General features: G+C 68.1%; 17 protein-coding genes. 7 read left to right on the top strand and 10 right to left on the bottom strand.

What is annotated here, in order from left to right:
* A complete protein-coding gene (locus tag G6N60_RS00255; protein WP_246240132.1) occupies positions 1-513 on the top strand; it encodes an Rv2253/PknI dimerization domain-containing protein in 513 nt (170 codons plus the stop codon).
* A gap of 683 nt (positions 514-1,196) precedes the next feature.
* Here the strand turns inward: G6N60_RS00255 and dnaB are convergent.
* From dnaB to G6N60_RS00210, 9 genes are all read right to left on the bottom strand, one after another.
* Positions 1,197-3,023 (bottom strand): replicative DNA helicase, encoded by a 1,827-nt coding sequence (dnaB, locus tag G6N60_RS00250; protein WP_163730847.1) that lies wholly within the window; start codon positions 3,021-3,023, stop codon positions 1,197-1,199.
* Positions 3,024-3,515: 492 nt separating this feature from the next.
* Positions 3,516-3,968 (bottom strand): 50S ribosomal protein L9, encoded by a 453-nt coding sequence (gene rplI / locus G6N60_RS00245; protein WP_163730845.1) that lies wholly within the window; start codon positions 3,966-3,968, stop codon positions 3,516-3,518.
* Positions 3,969-3,988: 20 nt separating this feature from the next.
* Entirely contained in the window at positions 3,989-4,255 is a 267-nt protein-coding gene (gene rpsR / locus G6N60_RS00240; RefSeq protein ID WP_163730843.1) for a 30S ribosomal protein S18, read from the bottom strand.
* Between the two features lie 35 nt (positions 4,256-4,290).
* Entirely contained in the window at positions 4,291-4,812 is a 522-nt protein-coding gene (locus G6N60_RS00235; protein ID WP_163730841.1) for a single-stranded DNA-binding protein, read from the bottom strand.
* A 114-nt stretch (positions 4,813-4,926) separates the two neighbouring features.
* On the bottom strand, positions 4,927-5,217 hold the full coding sequence (gene rpsF / locus G6N60_RS00230) for a 30S ribosomal protein S6 (RefSeq protein ID WP_140689897.1): 291 nt from the start codon (positions 5,215-5,217) through the stop codon (positions 4,927-4,929).
* 120 nt (positions 5,218-5,337) lie between these two features.
* A complete protein-coding gene (locus G6N60_RS00225) occupies positions 5,338-5,802 on the bottom strand; it encodes an SRPBCC family protein (protein WP_163730839.1) in 465 nt (154 codons plus the stop codon).
* The gene (locus G6N60_RS00220) at positions 5,799-7,448 is read right to left on the bottom strand and encodes a glycosyltransferase family 87 protein (RefSeq protein ID WP_372511026.1); all 1,650 of its coding nucleotides are present in this window, start codon (positions 7,446-7,448) and stop codon (positions 5,799-5,801) included. The genes G6N60_RS00225 and G6N60_RS00220 overlap by 4 nt, the downstream gene beginning before the upstream one ends.
* Complete coding sequence (locus tag G6N60_RS00215) at positions 7,445-9,868, bottom strand: transglycosylase domain-containing protein (RefSeq protein ID WP_372511025.1); 2,424 nt, start codon at positions 9,866-9,868, stop codon at positions 7,445-7,447. The genes G6N60_RS00220 and G6N60_RS00215 overlap by 4 nt, the downstream gene beginning before the upstream one ends.
* A complete protein-coding gene (locus tag G6N60_RS00210) occupies positions 9,861-10,283 on the bottom strand; it encodes a DUF5318 domain-containing protein (RefSeq protein WP_163730835.1) in 423 nt (140 codons plus the stop codon). The genes G6N60_RS00215 and G6N60_RS00210 overlap by 8 nt, the downstream gene beginning before the upstream one ends.
* 256 nt (positions 10,284-10,539) lie before the next feature.
* On the opposite strand from G6N60_RS00210, the gene G6N60_RS00205 reads away from it, so the two are divergent.
* Both G6N60_RS00205 and G6N60_RS00200 read left to right on the top strand, forming a co-directional pair.
* Positions 10,540-11,085: a PadR family transcriptional regulator gene (locus G6N60_RS00205; RefSeq protein WP_163730833.1), complete on the top strand. Its 546-nt coding sequence runs from the start codon at positions 10,540-10,542 to the stop codon at positions 11,083-11,085.
* A gap of 62 nt (positions 11,086-11,147) precedes the next feature.
* Complete coding sequence (locus tag G6N60_RS00200; protein WP_163730831.1) at positions 11,148-12,230, top strand: inositol-3-phosphate synthase; 1,083 nt, start codon at positions 11,148-11,150, stop codon at positions 12,228-12,230.
* A gap of 12 nt (positions 12,231-12,242) precedes the next feature.
* On the opposite strand, the gene G6N60_RS00195 is transcribed toward G6N60_RS00200, so the two are convergent.
* Complete coding sequence (locus tag G6N60_RS00195; protein WP_263992450.1) at positions 12,243-13,418, bottom strand: enhanced intracellular survival protein Eis; 1,176 nt, start codon at positions 13,416-13,418, stop codon at positions 12,243-12,245.
* Between the two features lie 67 nt (positions 13,419-13,485).
* On the opposite strand from G6N60_RS00195, the gene G6N60_RS00190 reads away from it, so the two are divergent.
* The 4 genes from G6N60_RS00190 (at position 13,486) to G6N60_RS00175 (ending at position 17,797) form a co-directional block, all read left to right on the top strand.
* On the top strand, positions 13,486-14,385 hold the full coding sequence (locus G6N60_RS00190) for an Rv0045c family esterase (protein ID WP_163730829.1): 900 nt from the start codon (positions 13,486-13,488) through the stop codon (positions 14,383-14,385).
* A gap of 10 nt (positions 14,386-14,395) precedes the next feature.
* Positions 14,396-15,181 carry an LLM class F420-dependent oxidoreductase gene (locus G6N60_RS00185; RefSeq protein ID WP_163730827.1) on the top strand — a complete coding sequence of 262 codons (786 nt, stop codon included), beginning with the start codon at positions 14,396-14,398 and terminating at the stop codon, positions 15,179-15,181.
* Between the two features lie 73 nt (positions 15,182-15,254).
* On the top strand, positions 15,255-17,054 hold the full coding sequence (locus G6N60_RS00180; RefSeq protein WP_163743204.1) for an ABC transporter substrate-binding protein/permease: 1,800 nt from the start codon (positions 15,255-15,257) through the stop codon (positions 17,052-17,054).
* Positions 17,051-17,797 (top strand): amino acid ABC transporter ATP-binding protein, encoded by a 747-nt coding sequence (locus tag G6N60_RS00175; RefSeq protein ID WP_163730826.1) that lies wholly within the window; start codon positions 17,051-17,053, stop codon positions 17,795-17,797. The genes G6N60_RS00180 and G6N60_RS00175 overlap by 4 nt, the downstream gene beginning before the upstream one ends.
* The last annotated feature ends 101 nt before the right edge of the window (positions 17,798-17,898 follow it).

Raw genomic sequence — 17,898 nt, 5'->3', positions numbered from 1 at the left:
GTGAAACGGCCCGCGACGACGCCCCGACTCCTGACGGTGTCGACCTGCACACTCCTGCTGCTCGTCACGTGCGCCACGAGAGCCGGGGCTGACCCCAGTGACGACGAATTCGCGCTCAACGGAACGTTTTTCGCGGTCTCCGACGGTCAGTACGCCAAGACCAACGACCGCTTTCACGACGAGGCCACCGTCACCAGCACCTGGACCATCACCACCGACTGCGCGGACTTCGAGGACTGCACCGGCACGGTCCGCAGCGACCAAGGGTGGACCGCCGACATCCAGTACGCCGGCCGGTTGTGGAAGGTGGTGCGCGACCTACCCGACTGGGAGCACTGCCCCGACGGCTCCACCGCACCCGGCACCCAGAAATACACGTTCGCCCTCGACGACAACTACCCGCCCAACGTCCTGGTCGGCTTCGATCGCACCGTCGGACCCAGCGGGGCATGCGGCGTCAACCAATGGCTCGACGTCGCCATGCCGTTCACGCTCACCAAGACTCGCCCATGACGCCGCGGCACTACACCCCGCACCGAGACTCTGTCGCCATGAATACCTCGGGGGGCCGCGAGCGGGCGCCGGAGACTTCGTCCCGCCAGCGCACGGATAGTGCATTCAATCGAGTCGTCGGCGTCGTGGATCGGCTAGCTCCCGAGTTCCGGGCACCCCAGAGGCCGATTTCACCTGAGCCGACTCGTCGACGTTCCAGCGATCGCTGACCGCCCGAGGCCTCTGTGGTTTTGGCCGACCCCTTCCGCGAATTGAGCCGCTCACAGCTCCTCAGGTGACGTGGGTTCGTCTCATGCGTGCGCCATCAACACCGGATCGTCGAGAGCTCGACAACCGATGGCCACTCGGCGGAGGTGTTCGACTGTCACGGGTCTCCCAGCAGCGCAGCACGATTCGCGAGAGCTCGAGAGCAGCCCTGGACCTTTCCTGATGGCGCCTAGGTTGCGACTCTGCGCCGATGGTGACCCCACATCCACGGCATCGTTCGCGGTCACGCCGCGATCCGACGTGATGTCACCGCCCAGTCAGCTGACGTGCACCTGGCGAGACTCGCGTCTCACCCGCACGGGCTGATGCGTACCCAAAGCGGGGCTCGTAAATTGTCTAGACATCAATACTTTTGCGTCTAGTTCAACAATGAAGTGCGAATTGTTAATTCACGGTGCATCTCGACACAACCCCCCTCAGTGCGCCATGTTCGCAAACCGCGACAGGTGCAGCTGATGCGCCACGGTGATCGTCTTCGTCGGTCCCGCACGGTGTTTGGCGATGATGAGGTCGGCCTCCCCGCCGCGCGGGTCGTCCCGCTCGAACGCGTCCGGCCGGTGCAACAGGACGACCATGTCCGCATCCTGCTCGATTGATCCCGACTCGCGGAGGTCGGACAGCATCGGCTTCTTGTCGGTTCGTTGCTCCGGACCACGGTTCAGCTGGCTCATCGCGACCACCGGCACTTCGAGCTCCTTCGCCAAAAGCTTGATCTGCCGCGACAATTCGGAGACTTCCTGCTGGCGCGACTCGACCTTCTTGCCCGAGGTCATCAGCTGCAGGTAGTCGATGACGATCAGACGCAGGTCCACCTTCTGGTGCAGTCGGCGCGCCTTGGCGCGAATCTCCATCATCGTGAGGTTCGGTGAATCGTCGATGTAGAGCGGCGCCTCGCTGATCTCGCTCATGCGGCGGGCCAGTCGCGTCCAGTCGTCGTCACTCATTCGACCGGATCGCATGTCGGCGAGCTTGATCTTCGCCTCGGCCGACAGCAGTCGCATGACGATCTCGGGCTTGCTCATCTCCAGGGAGAACACGATGCTCGGCATGCGGCCCTTGATCGAGCACGACCGCAGGAAGTCCAATCCCAGCGTCGAGTTGTGCGTCGGCACCATGCCCTCGCCGGCGAGGTACAGGTGCGACTCGTTGTCGACCTCCACGCATCGCACGGGGACACTCGCCACCGCCCGGACCCACGCCACGTGGACGCCGCGGGTCAGCAGACCCGTCCCGCCGCCCCTGGTCGCACCGAGGGTGGTCGGAATGAGTCGGTCTGCGCCACTGCGCAATTCGACGGTCGTGCGGATGCCTGCCTCGGTCGGCCACTGGTGCAGCTCGTCGGCGACGATCATGGTGCCGTCGGAGAACTCGACCTCGTAGCAGGGCCGTCCGGTCATGACCTCGGTCGCCGCCACGACGCGCGTCGGCTCACCGTCGGCCCCGAGGAGCTGGTCGCCGACCCGGACGTCGCCCATCGTCGTCCACCCGCCCGGGGTGGCCAGCGGAGTGTCCAGTGCCAGCGCCTTGCCCACGCCGGGCCGTGCCGCCACCACGATCATCTGCCCGGGGTGCAGGCCGTTGGTCACCTCGTCGAGTTCGACGAAGCCGGTGGGCACGCCGCGCGCGATGCCGCCTTGCGATGCGATGGCGTCGATCTCGTCCATCGTGGGCTGCAGCAGGTCCTCCAGGACGGTGAAGTCCTCACGGGTGCGGCGCTCGGTCACGTCGTAGATCTCGGCCTGCGCCCGGTCCACGACCTCGGCGACGTCAGATCCGTCGGCACCCGCGTACCCGTACTGCACCACTCGCGTGCCCGCCTCGACGAGCCGGCGCAGCAGCGACTTCTCGGCCACGATGCCCGCGTAGAAGCCGGCGTTGGCCGCCGTCGGCACCGTCGAGATCAGCGTGTGCAGATAGGGCGCCCCGCCCACGCGCTTCAGCAGCCCGCGGCGGTCCAGCTCGGCGGCCACCGTGATGGCGTCGGCCGGCTCACCGCGCCCATACAGGTCGAGGATCGCGTCGTACACGCTCTGGTGGGCCGGACGGTAGAAGTCCCCGGGCCGCAGGCGCTCGAGCACGTCGGCGATGGCGTCCTTGGAGAGCAGCATCCCCCCGAGCACGGACTGCTCGGCCGCCATGTCCTGGGGCGGTTGGCGGCCGTAGTCCTCGGCGGGCGGGCCCGCCTCGTCGGTACGCCCCCCGGAATGACCACCCTGCCTGCCAAGGTCATCGACGACAGCCACGAAGCGTCCCACCTACCCCTTCACGTCCGACAGGCGATCGAACATCCGTTCGACACCATCACCGCGACTGTAGATCAACCCCCCGACGAATACGTCCCCGTTGACGTCGGATCCAGCCGTGACCGCTCACGCTAGACGTTGCTGAAAGTGGTGGAAACCAACGCTGTTGACAACCTCGTGGATGGCGTGTGGATACGACTGGTCGGCCATGTTGAGCCCTTGGGGACAACCTGTGCACAACCGCGCGGGTTTCTACCATCGGCGCTGATGAGAGCATTACAACAGGTGTTGACGGCTGTGGATGCGAATTGGTGCGGCGTGTCGGCCACGGTTGCCGTCTCGGGCGTGTTGCATGGCGTCCGCGGGCCCCTTGGGTGAACAACTGGTGGGATTCGCTGTGCCGAGACGCACCGGCAATGTTCGCCCAGGCATACAGCAACGCCCGGGTGAAGATCGATCAAGGCTTCACCCGGGCGTTTCAACGCTGTGGTACTACTCCGCGACGACGTCCACGGTGACGACGGTGACGACCTCGGGGTGCAGACGCACGTCGACGTCGTGGGATCCGACGGCCTTGATGTGCGCCTTGGGCAGGTTGATGGTCCGCTTGTCCAGGTTCGGGCCGCCGGCCTTCTTGATGGCGGACGCGATGTCGGACGGGGTCACCGAGCCGAACAGCTTGCCGGCCCCGGCGGTCCGCACGGGCAGCGTCACCGAACCGAGCGCCTCGATGGCTGCCTTGAGCTCCTTGGCGTGATCGAGATCGCGGACGAGCTTCACCTCGCGGGCCCGCCGGATCTCCTCGGCCTGGCGTTCGGCGCCACGCGACGCGACGATCGCCATGCCGCGGGGCAGCAGGTAGTTGCGGCCGTAGCCGTCCTTGACCTCGACGGCGTCGCCGGCCGAGCCCAGGTGGTCGACCTCGGCGGTCAGAATGAGCTTCATGTCAGTGTCTCCGTTCCGGTCTAGCGCGATGCCGCGCTGAACGGCAGCAGAGCCACCTCGCGGGCATTCTTGACGGCGATCGCGATGTCGCGCTGGTGCTGCACGCAGTTGCCGGTCACGCGGCGGGCACGGATCTTGCCGCGCTCGCTGATGTACGTCCGCAGCAACGCGGTGTCCTTGTAGTCGATGATCGTGTTCTTGCCCTTCTTCGAGCAGAAGGTGCACTTGCGTGTCTTGACCGGCTTCTCAGGAGCCGGACGCCTCTTCGTGGAGGAGGACTTGGCCATGTCTATCTCTTTCTAGGTACGGATGAAGATGTTGATCAGAAGGGGGGCTCGTCGTCGGCGCCGCTGAACGAACCCGATGCGGGGGCGCTGCCCCACGGATCGTCGCGCGGACCGTCGTTGGAGCCGCTGTTGGCCGGGGGACGCGAACCGCCGCCACCGCCGCCGAAGCCGCCACCGCCACCACCGCTGCGGCTGGCCTTGTTGACCTTCGCCGTCGCGTAACGCAGGGACGGGCCGATCTCGTCGACCTCCAGCTCGACCACCGTGCGCTTCTCGCCTTCGCGGGTTTCGTACGACCGCTGCTTGAGGCGACCGGTGACGATGACCCGCGATCCGCGAGTAAGGCTCTCGGCCACGTTCTCGGCGGCCTCGCGCCAGATGCTGCACCGCATGAAGAGCGGATCGCCGTCCTTCCACTCGTTGGTCTGCCGGTCCATCACCCGGGGCGTCGACGCCACCGTGAAGTTGGCGACGGCGGCCCCGGACGGCGTGAAGCGCAGTTCGGGATCGGCGGTCAGGTTTCCGACGATGGTGAGGTTGGTGTCACCAGCAGCCACGGGATCCTCCTGTGATGAGTGGTCGGCGGGGTAGGTCGCCTCGAAGCGAGTCGCAGCGAGCCTACGGAAGCACTCCGACGAGCGCGGTCGGTTGGACAGCGCGGTCGGTCGGACCTAGTGCTTGTCGGTCCGCATCACCTTGGTCCGCAGGACGGACTCGTTGAGGCTGAGCTGGCGATCCAGCTCGGACACCGTGGCCGGCTCGGCCTTCACGTCGATGACGGCGTAGATGCCCTCGGGGTGCTTGAGGATCTCGTACGCCAACCGGCGACGGCCCCAGATGTCGATCTTCTCGACCGTGCCACCGTCCTTGCGGATGACGTTCAGGAACGTCTCCAGCGACGGAGCAACAGTGCGCTCGTCGAGCGTGGGGTCGAGGATGACCATGATTTCGTATGGACGCATGTGGAACCCATCACCTCCTATGGTCGTGTGCGGCCACGGCGTGTCCGTGGCAGGAGGGTCGCCTGCGTCGGCAACTGGGCAAGGTTACCGCAAGGGGGCCTGAGCAGCGAAATCGCGCGCTCAGCCGCCCTCGGCGGTCCGCTTGATGGCCGCCAGCGTGACGGGGATGCCGGCGTGGGCCGCCGTCGAGCGGATCTCGATCTGGTGCTCCGCGTGCTCGCCGAAGCGGTCGTGGAAACCCTGGATGCCCTCGGGCTGGAACGCCCACCACTCGGTGAGCCGGGAACCGCCGTCGACGGCGTCGATCGTGAAGCCCCACCGCACCCAGCCGTCGTTGACCACCCAGGCGAACTCGCGGCCGGGGTCCGCGGCCACGACCCGGCTCCTGGTCTCCCACGTGCGCTTGCCGTCGTCGTTGCGGCCGGTGAAGTAGGAACCGACCGTCGGGCCGGCGCCCTCGTCCCACCAGCACGCCCGGCACTGCGGGCTCCACTCGCCCATCCTGGTGACGTCGGAGACCAGCTCGTAGAGCCGATCGGGCTCGACGTGCACGACGACCGAATCGTGGAAGTCCAGGGCGGTCACGTGGGCAGCAACTCCTTCTCGGGTGTGGACACCGGCTCGCGCGAGGCGGGCCGCAGTCGACGGGGCAACCACTTCGGCGGCGCGTCCTCGGCGTGCTCGAAGACCCCGCCCGACGGATCGTCGACCCGGCCGCCGTACCGGACCAGATCCAGTTCGGACCGGCGGATTTGGCGAATCACCAACGCGCACAACGTGACTACGGCGACGTCACGTATCAGTACGGTCGTGGTGAACCACTGTTCCGGCAGGCCCATCTTCTGCTCGCCGAACAGATAGAGCATCCGCGGCACCCAGACCAGTGCGTCGATCGTCATCCACGCCAACAGGATTCGACGGTGCGGCAGGGCCAGCACCGCCAGCGGCACCAGCCACAGCGAGTACTGCGGACTCCAGACCTTGTTCGTCAGCAGGAAGGCCGCGACGACGAGGAACGCCAACTGCGCCACCCTGGGCCGCTGCCTGGCCGTCAACCCGAAATAGGCGATCGCGCACAGGCAGATCGCGAACAACACCGCCGTCACCGCGTTCGTCACCGACGGCGGCTGCCAGAAGCCCAGCTGCGGATCGAAGCCCTTCCACCCCGTGAACGACTTCACGACGTTGTAGATCGAATCCATGTCGTCGCCGCGCCGGGTGTTGAGCCGGAAGAATTCCGACCAGCCGCGCGGAAACAGCACCAGGATCGGCAGATTCACCACCAACCACGTCGCGACGGCGGCGCCGACGGTCTTGCCGACCTCGCGCAGCCGTCCCGTCCGCACGCCGACGATGACCAGCGGCACGATCAGCAGCAGGGGGTAGAGCTTGAGCGCCACCCCGACGCCGATGAGGGCACCCGCCAACGCGGGTCGGCGGCGCGACCACGCCAGCATCGCGCCCGCCGCGCAGGCCGTCGCCAACGCGTCGAAGTTGGTGAAGATCTGGAAGATCAGCAGCGGCGAGCCCGCGACGAGCGCCGCATCCCACGGGCGTCGGCCTGCCAGTCGCGCCGTCGCCCACACCGTCGCGAGCCAGGCGAGCGCCAGGCCGAAGGCGGCGATGTCGAAGAACATCACCACTTCTGCGACGATCGGCACGCCGACGAGCTTGGTCAGGGCGGTGTAGGTCTTCGCCAACGCCATCGACGCGTACTGGTAGAGCCCGGTCAGCACCGGATACTCCATGTACCGGACCGCCGGGCGGCCGTCGTACTGGACCTGCGGATTGCCCGCGGCGTCCTTCTCCCGCCACGACGACTTGTACGGAAACTTGCCCTGGGACAACAACTCTGCGGTGTACAGCGGAACCGTGTCGGAGTAGCAGAGCTCGTAGTAGGCGCGCTGGTTCTCCCACACGGCGACCCGCTGATCGGCCGTGCCCCTGCCCGTGGACTGTAGACAGGCCGCCTTCGTCGTGTATCCGAGGGCCAGGAACACCAGCGCGATCATCAGCATGACCCGCAGCGGCGTCATGAACCGCGCCCGGCCGATCAGCGCGTGCCGTCCGACCGGACCGCCGATGACACCCGACAGCGCCGCGCCGATGGTGTCGGTCCGGCTGGGTAGGTCTCGGTCGTCGTCACTGCGCAGGTCGTGTGCCAGCGGAGCTGGCGAGTCGATCCCGATCTGCGGCTCGGGCGGTGTCAGGGGCGGCTCGGCGACCGTCACGGCGGCGGAGGCGGGGCAGTGACGGTCGGGGTCGCCGCAGCGGGGTCACCCGGCGGTGGCGGCGGTGGCGGCGGGCCCCCGGTCACCGTCGTCGGCGGTCCGAACGGGATCGTGATGCCGGGGCCCAGCTCGATCGTCGGCTGGATGACGGTCTCCGACGGCGGCGCGGGCGGGGGTGGCGGCGGCGGTGGCGGGGCGGGCGGCCCCGCGTAGCCGCCGATCTCGGTCGGCTTGGGAAACGTCTCCACGTCGGTCCCCTTCAGCGCGCCGTCCATGGTCGCCTTCCAGATGTCGGACGGCAGCCCGGAGCCGTACACCGCGGCGCCGGACTTGGTGACCAACGGCTTGGTGCCCTCGGTCGTGCCCACCCAGACCGCGGTGGACAGCGACGGGGTGTACCCGACCATCCACGCGTCGCGGTTGTTGTCGGTGTCGCCGAGCTGGTTGGTGCCGGTCTTGGCCGCCGACGGCCTGCCCCCGGCCAGACCGTGTCCGCGGGAGTAGGACGCGATGGGCTGCATCGCGGCGGTCACGTTGTCGGCCACGGCCTTCGGGATCTTCTGTTCGCCGGGGTCGTTCTGCTGGGAGGCGTCGAAGAGCACCTGACCGTCCGGGCGGACGACCTTCTGCACGAAGTGCGGGCGGTGATAGATGCCCGAGTCGGCGAGCGTCGCGTACGCCGAGGCCATGTCGATGACGCGGGTCTGGTACTGGCCCAGCACCACACCGTTGTTGGGCGGGCCGCCCTTGCCGTCCTCGGACAGCGTGTGCTCGACGCCGGGGAAGCTGGTCGCGACGCCGGCCGCATGGGCCGCATCGGCCACGTCCTGCGGACCGTTCTTCAGCTTGAGCATGAGTCGGTAGTAGCTGGTGTTGAGCGACAGCTTGAGCGCCTCGGCGATGTTGCACGTGCCGCACGCCTCGCCGTCGACGTTGGTGATCTTGATGCCGTTGACGTCGACCGGCGAACTGTCCACCTGGTAGCCGAGCCCGATGCCCTGCTCGAGGGCCGCGACGAGCGCGAACACCTTGAACGACGACCCCGTCGGCAAACCGGCCTGCGCGAAGTCGAAGCCGTTGGCGTCCGAACCGCCGTAGTACGCCTTGACCCCGCCGGTCCTCGGGTCGACCGACGCGATGGCCGTCCGCATGTCGGGATCCTGGCCGTCCAGGTACTTCGTCGCCGCGTCCTCGGCGGCCGCCTGCGCCTTGGGGTCGATCGTGGTGGTGACCTGCAGGCCCTCGGTGTTGAGGGTCTGCTCGTCGATGTTGAACAGGTCCATCAGTTCGCGGGTGACCTGACGCTCGATCAACCCGTTGGGCCCGGTCGTCTGGTTCTGTGCCTGCGCCTGCTCCGGCGGCACCGTCGGGGGGAACACCTGCGCGGCGCGTTCGCTCGGCGACAGCGCGCCCATCCGGACCATGCCGTCGAGCACCCAGTTCCACCGCTCGGCCGACCCCGCTGGATCGACCGCCGGGTCCAGTGCCGAGGGCTGCTGGATGAGCGCCGCCAGTAGTGCGCCCTCGGCGACGTTCAGCTGTTCGACGGGTTTGCCGAAGTACGCCGTCGACGCCGCCGCGATGCCGTACACCCCGCGGCCGAAGTAGATGATGTTGAGGTAGGACTGCAGGATCTGGTCCTTCGACCACTCGCCGGTCATCTTCGTCGAGATGACGAGCTCCTTGGCTTTTCGGACCAGGCCGCCGACACCCGAACGGGCATCGCCCACGAGCGCGTTCTTGACGTACTGCTGCGTGATCGTCGAACCACCCTGCAGGTCACCGCCGAAGACGTTGTTCTTCATGGCCCGCAGGAATCCGGTGAACGAGAAGCCCGGGTTGGAGTAGAAGTCGCGATCCTCCGCGGCCATCACCGCGTTGCGCACGTGCACGGGAATCTGGTCGATGTCGACGTCGACCCGGTTGCCCTCCGGCGGCACGATCTTGGCGAGTTCGCTGCCGTCGCTGGCCAGAATCGTCGACACCTGGTTGGTCCTGATGTCCCCCGGCTTGGGGATGTCCACGATGACGTAGGCCATGCCGAACGTGATGGCGGGCAGCAGCACGCACAGCGCGAGGAAGAGGTAGGTGCCCCGGCGCACCCACTTCCAATTGACGTGAAACCGGCGCCCGGGCCCCTGCCCGCCGGGCGGACCGCCGCCGATCGGGGGACCGGGTGGCGGCGACTTGGGCGGCGGCGTGCCGTCGAGAGCGGCCTTCACGACGTCGATCGGGTCGCGGTACTGCGCGGGTGGCGGCTCGCCGACCGGCGGCAGCAACATCGTCCTGCGGTCGTCGGCAGGGAACGGTTCGCGCACCTGGGCGCCGACCGGGCGTCGGGCGGGCATGACGCCACCGCCAGCCGAAGACTCCTTACGGAGGTCGTCGGCCGACTCTTGGCGTCGTCCTTCGCTATTCACTGGCCGTGCGAGCTCCGGAGCGCGCCGTTCGGGTCCCGCGCGCCTTGGGGGGCTTGGGCGCTCCGAGGACGTAGGACTTGACCAGGTGGTTCCAGCTGCACGTCCGGCAAACCTCGACGACGTGCACTGCGAACTCGTCGAACTTGGCGGCCAGCATCACCAGCTCCTCGGTGGTGCGGGCCGACCCGGACACCGCGCCGAGGTGGTCGCCGAACACCCACGACACCAGGGTGAGCTGTTCCTTGCGGCAGATGGGGCACATGACCTGACTGGCCTTGCCGTGGAACTTCGCGGCCCGCAGCAGGTACGGATTGGCGTCGCACACCTCGGAGACGCCGGTGCGTCCGGAGTACACCTCAGCCAGCAGAGACCGCCGCTTGAGCGCGTAGTCCACCACCTGTCGCTGCAATCGCACGAGGACCAGAGTACGTCGGCCCCGTCCCGGCGCAGCCCGGACTCCACGGCACGGTTGCCAGCCGTGGCATCTGGTCTGCGTCGATGCCGCCCCAACTTCCGCGATCCGTCCCGCGAGGGACGCGGCAGACCCCGGGACCGCCCGGCCGGGGACGGCAATGGCGGATTGCGCCCCCGATGTAGCGCGATATATATCGGCGCGATACAGTTGCGCGACGTGTCGGATGATCGTAGCGGTGGCGTAGGGAGGTGATTCGGTGCTCGAACTCGCGATCTTGGGACTTCTGCTCGAATCGCCCATGCACGGCTACGAGCTGCGCAAGCGGCTGACGGGCCTGCTGGGAGCGTTTCGCGCGTTCTCCTACGGCTCGCTGTACCCGGCGCTGCGGCGCATGCAGGCCGACGGGCTCATCGTCGAGGAGTCGGCACCCGAGGGCACGGTCAAGGTCCGTCGGGCCCGCCGCGTCTACGTCCTGACCGACACCGGCAAGCAGCGCTTCGCCGAACTCGTCGCCGACACCGGCCCGCAGAACTACACCGACGACGGCTTTGGCGTGCACCTGGCCTTCTTCAACCGCACGCCGGCCGAAGCCAGGATGCGCATCCTCGAGGGCCGCCGCCGCCAGGTGGAGGAACGCCGCGAAGGCCTGCGCGAAGCCATCGCGCGCGCCACCAATTCACTGGACCGCTACACCCGCCAGCTGCATCAGCTCGGCCTGGAATCCAGTGAGCGCGAAGTCAAGTGGCTCAACGACCTGATCGCGGCCGAGCGCGTGGCCGCACCGCCGGACCAACAGACCTGAACCCGACCAACAGACCCAAGCCGACCACCACAACAGTGTCAGTACGAGAAGGAGACCGCCTTATGTCCGAGAGCCCGCAGAACGAGATCCGGGTCGCCATCGTCGGCGTCGGCAACTGCGCCTCCTCCTTGATCCAGGGTGTGCAGTACTACCAGGACGCCGACGAGAACTCGACCGTCCCCGGCCTCATGCACGTCAAGCTGGGCAAGTACCACGTGCGCGACGTGCAGTTCGTGGCCGCGTTCGACGTCGACGCCAAGAAGGTCGGCTTCGACCTGTCCGAGGCGATCTTCGCGTCGGAGAACAACACCATCAAGATCGCCGACGTGCCGCCGACCAACGTCACGGTGCAGCGCGGCCCGACGCTCGACGGCATCGGCAAGTACTACTCCGAGACCATCGAGGTGTCCGACAGCGACGCCGTCGACGTCGTCAAGGCGCTCAAGGACGCCAAGGTCGACGTCATGGTGTCCTACCTTCCCGTGGGTTCGGAGGAGGCCGACAAGTTCTACGCGCAGTGCGCGATCGACGCGGGCGTGGCCTTCGTCAACGCGCTGCCCGTCTTCATCGCCTCGGATCCCGTGTGGGCCAAGAAGTTCACCGACGCCGGCGTGCCGATCGTCGGCGACGACATCAAGAGCCAGGTCGGCGCCACCATCACCCACCGCGTGATGGCCAAGCTGTTCGAGGACCGCGGCGTGCAGCTCGACCGCACGATGCAGCTCAACGTCGGCGGCAACATGGACTTCCTCAACATGCTCGAGCGCTCGCGCCTGGAGTCCAAGAAGATCTCCAAGACCCAGGCCGTCACGTCGAACCTGCAGCGGGAGTTCAACACCAAGGACGTCCACATCGGTCCGTCCGATCACGTCGGTTGGCTCGACGACCGCAAGTGGGCCTACGTCCGCCTCGAGGGTCGCGCCTTCGGCGACGTGCCGCTGAACCTGGAGTACAAGCTCGAGGTGTGGGATTCGCCGAACTCGGCGGGCGTCATCATCGACGCGGTGCGCGCCGCGAAGATCGCGCTCGACCGTGGCATCGGCGGACCGGTCGAGGCCGCGTCGGCGTACCTCATGAAGAGCCCGCCCAAGCAGCTGGCCGACGACATCGCCCGCGCCCAGCTCGAATCCTTCATCGAGGGCTGACGTCTCGCGCGGTCAAAAGCCGAAGCCGAGCTCCGCGGGTACGTCGGAGGCGAACGCCGCGTCCAGCTGCCGCATGACGCGAGTGTCGTTGCCGCGCAAGCGTTTCGCCATCACGAACGACGACGCCCGGTGCGCGCCGAGGTAGAGACTGCCGAGCACCGAGAGGTCGGTCGACACGTCGGGCTCGTCCCCACTGGGCTCACACCGGGCCCGCCCCTCGCGAATCTCGAGCGCGAACCGGCCCACGTCGGCCACGTCGATCACGACCGACAGGTCCGCGGCGTAGGTGCGGGCCTGCAGGGCCCTCGGTACGTCGAGCAGGCGCAGCCACAGACCGTCCTCCCTGCCGGTGGTGCGGACCACCCGCGCGTCGCTCAATAGGTAGGGAAGAGGGGCACCCGGCGGCATCCGGAGCGTGACGTTCTGCATCAGGTCCAACCCCAGTAGCGCCCGCCACAGCGCGACGTAGGCGTCGTCGCTCGCGGTGGCGAGCTTGGTGATCACGACGTCCTTGCGTTCGGTGTCGCCGTGCGTGCGGTAGAAGACGAAACCGTCGTCGCGCAGGAGCGCGAAGAACGGACTGTCGCCGCCGCGCGACACCTCGCGATCGCCGAACACCTCGTCCCACAGCTGCGGTGGCGTGTGCAGGCCGCCGGGCGTCCGCAACCGCCACCGGTCGTAGATCTGCTCGATCCGTTCGCGGTGCCGAGCCGGCGTCACCACCCGGACGCCGCCGGGATCGGGCACCTCGGGGTGGACGCGGGCCACCCGCCGGTCCACCGCGACACCGTCGACGATGGTTGCCGGGCCGTAGCCGAACCGGCCGTAGATGCCACCCTCGGACGCCTCGAGACCGGCGATCGGATACCGCGCCTCGACCATTCGGCGGTGCAGTTCGTCGAGCATCTCGGTGAGCAGGCCCCGCCGCCGGTGCGTCGGCGCCACGCACACCCACGACAGCCCCGCCATCGGGAGCACGGCGCCGCCGGGGACCGTCAGCCGCAGGTCCAGATGGAACGACATGCCGACGACGTCGTCGCCATCGCAGACGACGATCGCCCCACCCGGTGGGATCAGCGTCCGCCACATGTCGGTGGCGTCCTGCGGCCGGAACGATCCAAAGCTCGTCGCGGCCAACGACCTCATCGCGGGCCAGTCCGCGTCCTCGGCGGTGCGCAGCGTCGTCACGGAGTCGACCGTGGCACAGCCGCGACGCGACCGCACCGAAATATTCAGAGCTTTGTATGGTCGAGCGATGGCGCAGCTCTCCGATGACGAACTCCTGGGCCTCGACGAGTTCGCCCTGCTGCCCGAGAACGCCGAGCAGATCGGCGCGACGGGCCCCCTCCCCACGGTGACCCGGGTCGACTCCGGTCCGATCAGCGCGCTGAAGTGGGGGGACGCCGACCCGCAGCTCGTCTTCCTGCACGGCGGCGGGCAGAACGCGCACACCTGGGACACCGTGATCCTCGGGCTCGGCGTGCCCGCGCTGGCCGTCGACCTGCCCGGGCACGGCCGCTCGGCCTGGCGCGAGGACGGTGACTACGGACCTCGCCGCGCCGCGGAGACGTTGCGCCCGATCCTGCGCGAATGGGCCCCGGCGCCACGGTTGCTGGTCGGCATGTCCCTCGGCGGCCTGACCGCGCTGCGCATCGCCGCCACCGAGCCCGCGCTCGTCCCCGAGTTGGTCCTCGTCGACGTGACGCCGTCATCCCCCGAGAAGCACGAGGCGATGACCAAGGCGCAGATGGGCACCGTCGCGCTGGTGCAGGGGGACCGCACCTTCCCGTCGTTCGCCGCCATGCTCGACGTGGCCGTCGCCGCCGCTCCGCATCGCAGCCGAAACTCGTTGCGCCGCGGTGTCTTTCACAACAGCAAGCAGCTCGACGACGGTTCGTGGACGTGGCGGTACGACTCGTTCCGCACGGGCGACGGCTTCACGAACCTCTGGGACGACGTCCCCGCCATCACCATGCCGACCACGCTGGTGCGCGGCGCGAACTCCCACTTCGTCGACGATGCGGACGCCGACGCGTTCGCCAAGGGCGCCCCGGGCTTCCAGCGCACCCACGTCGTGCCCGACGCCGGGCACTCGGTGCAGGGCGACCAACCCGCTGCGCTGGTCGACATCCTGCGCGGCATTCTCAACGCCTAACGTGGAGGCCATGAGCTTCCCCACCCGCATCGGCGTCCAACTTCAACCGCAGCACTCCCCCAACTACGGCCATCTGCGCGACGCAGTCCTGCGCTGCGAGGACCTCGGCGTCGACGTGGCGTTCAACTGGGACCACTTCTATCCGCTGTACGGCGATCCCGATGGCGCGCACTACGAATGCTGGACCATGCTCGGCGCCTGGGCCGAGCAGACGTCGCGCCTCGAGATCGGCGCGCTGGTCACCTGCAACTCCTACCGCAACCCCGAGCTCCTGGCGGACATGGCGCGCACCGTCGACAACATCTCCGACGGCAGGCTGATCCTTGGCATCGGATCGGGCTGGAAGCAGAAGGACTATGACGAGTACGGCTACGACTTCGGCACCGTCGGCAGCCGTCTCGACGACCTCGCGGCGGCGCTGCCGCGCATCACGTCGCGGCTGGCCAAGCTCAATCCTGCTCCGGTGCGCGAGATTCCGATCCTCATCGGTGGCCAGGGCGAGAAGAAGACACTGCGTCTGGTGGCCGAATTCGCCCACCAGTGGCACGGTTTCACGACGACCGAGACCTACCCGGCCAAGGCCAAGGTGCTCGCCGAGCACTGCGCCACCGTGGGCCGCGACCCCGACACCATCGAACGGTCCGCGGGCGTCACCGGCAAGGGCGACGACCTCATCGCCGACGCCGAGGCGCTCGTCGGCCTGGGCGTCTCGCTGCTCACCGTCGGGGTCAACGGACCGGACTACGACCTGACCGACGCCGAGGCGCTGTGCCGCTGGCGCGACGCGCAGCGGTGATGCGGTGCGCGTTGGGTTCGGTATGAGCCGAACGTTTCACGAGGAGCGCCGGTACCGATAGGTTTCCGGGGTGATCGGCGAACCCAGGCACCCGGCCAGCCTCAAGGTCCTCGTCGTTCTCCTCGCCACCCTGTTCGTCGCCGCGCTGGGCGTGGCACCGGCGGCGGGCGCCGACGGCGACCAGTGCGCGCCGCCCGGCGTCGGCAGTGCCAGCGCCCTCCCCACCAACCTCGCGTCGGCAGCCAAGGGGCCGGCGGCCGACAAGTACACGACCCCCGGCGTCGAACCGCTGCCGGTGAACGTCGGCGCGCTGGGGCTCGGCACCCCCGGCGTGCTGACGGTCGGCACGCTCTCCGACGCGCCGCCGAGCATCTGCATCGACGCTCGGGGCCAGTTCACCGGATTCGACAACGAGCTGCTGCGGGCGATCGCCGCCAAGCTCGGGCTGAAGGTGAACTTCGTCGGCACCGACTTCTCCGGGCTGCTGGCACAGGTCGCGGCGCGGCGCTTCGACGTCGGCTCGTCCTCGATCACCACGACCGACGCCCGTCGGCGGACCGTCGGGTTCACCAACGGCTACGACTTCGGCTACTTCTCGCTCGTCGTCCCGTCGGGTTCGGCACTCAAGAGCTTCTCGCAACTGGCGGCGGGTCAGCGCATCGGCGTCGTGCAGGGCACGGTGCAGGAGGCCTACGTCGTCGACACGCTGCACCTGGATCCGGTGAAGTTCCCCGACTACAACACGGTGTACGCCAGCCTGAAGACCCGCCAGATCGACGCGTGGGTCGCGCCGTCGCAACAGGCCGTCGGCACGGTCCGGGCGGGCGACCCCGCCCAGATCGTCGAGAACACCTTCAGCTTGGACAACTTCGTCGCCTACGCGGTGGCCAAGGAGAACAGGCCGTTGATCGACGCCCTCAACGCCGGCCTCGACGCCGTCATCGCCGACGGCACCTGGGCCAAGCTGTACTCCGAATGGGTGCCGCGGGCGCTCCCGCCCGGGTGGAAACCGGGCTCGAAGGCGGCTCCCGTGCCCCAGCTGCCGGACTTCGCGACGATCGCGGCGACCAAGAAGCCGACCGCGGACAACTCCGGGGTCGCGCCGAAATCGGTACTGCGCCAACTGAAGGACTCGTTCCTGGATTGGGGGCTGTACCGCAAGGCGATCCCCGACCTCCTGACGACGGGCCTGCCGAACACGCTGATCCTCACCGTCAGCGCCAGCGTCATCGGGCTGGCGCTCGGGTTGGTCCTCGCCGTGGCGGGCATCTCGACCTCGAGATGGCTGCGGTGGCCGGCGCGCGTGTACACCGACGTGTTCCGTGGCCTGCCCGAGGTGGTCATCATCCTGCTGATCGGGTTGGGCGTCGGGCCGCTCGTCGGCAGTCTGACGGGCAACGACCCCTACCCGCTGGGCATCGCGGCGCTGGGGTTGATGGCGGCGGCCTACGTGGGCGAGATCCTGCGTTCGGGCATTCAGAGCGTGGAGGCCGGACAGCTCGAGGCGTCCCGGGCGCTGGGCTTCAGCTACTCGCGGTCGATGCGCTTGGTCGTTGTGCCACAAGGCATTCGACGGGTGCTGCCGGCACTGGTCAACCAATTCATCGCGTTGCTCAAGGCGTCGTCGCTGGTGTACTTCCTCGGCCTGATCGCCAGCCAGCGTGAACTGTTCCAGGTCGGCCGGGACCTCAACGCCCAGACCGGCAACCTCTCGCCCCTGGTGGCGGCGGGGCTGTTCTACCTGCTGTTGACCATTCCGCTGACCCATCTGGTCAACGTCATCGACGATCGCCTCCGGCGCGGGCGGCCCGTCGCCGACTCCGCGGAGCCGAACAGCCCGGCCAGCCCGGCGGCCACCCAGGAGATGGTGTGAGCACACCCGCGAAGTCCGAACCAGTCTCGTTGGCGGCCAAGGACATTCACTTGTCATTCGGCAGGAACGCGGTCCTGCGCGGGGTCGACCTCGACGTCCCCGCAGGCACCACCACCGTGGTGATCGGGCCGTCCGGTTCCGGGAAGTCGACCCTGCTGCGGGTGCTCAACCGGCTGTACGAACCCGATCGCGGCGACATCCTGCTCGACGGTCGCTCGGTGCTCGCGGACGATCCCGACGCCCTGCGGCAACGGATCGGCATGGTGTTCCAGCAGTTCAACCTGTTTCCGCACAAGACGGTGCTCGACAACGTCACGCTGGCACCCCGCAAGCTCAAGGGACTCGGCGCCGACGCGGCGCGCGAACTCGGGCTGGCGCAGTTGGAGCGAGTCGGGTTGCGGCACAAGGCCGATGTCCGTCCCGCCACCCTGTCCGGTGGCCAGCAGCAGCGGGTCGCGATCGCGCGGGCGCTCGCGATGGCGCCCCAGGTGATGTTCTTCGACGAGGCCACCTCGGCGCTGGATCCCGAACTGGTCAAGGGCATCCTGGCGCTCATCGCCGAGCTCGGCCGCGACGGCATGACGATGGTGGTGGTCACCCACGAGATGGGTTTCGCGCAGTCGGCCGCCGACGCCGTGGTGTTCATGGACCACGGCGCGGTCGTCGAATCGGGCGAACCGGACCGACTCTTCGACGGCGCGGAAACCGAACGGCTGCGCCAGTTCCTGTCACAGGTGCTCTGACCGGGTGACGTGATGACCCGGACGGTCAGGTGCGCGCCACTGTCATTTCATCCCAAACGTCTGTTGTTGGGCTTCTGACAGGTAGTGACAGGTTAGACTAG

Origin of the sequence: Mycolicibacterium madagascariense (genome assembly GCF_010729665.1) — a bacterium.
Lineage (GTDB): Bacteria > Actinomycetota > Actinomycetes > Mycobacteriales > Mycobacteriaceae > Mycobacterium > Mycobacterium madagascariense.
This window is presented reverse-complemented; position numbering and strand designations above follow the sequence as displayed.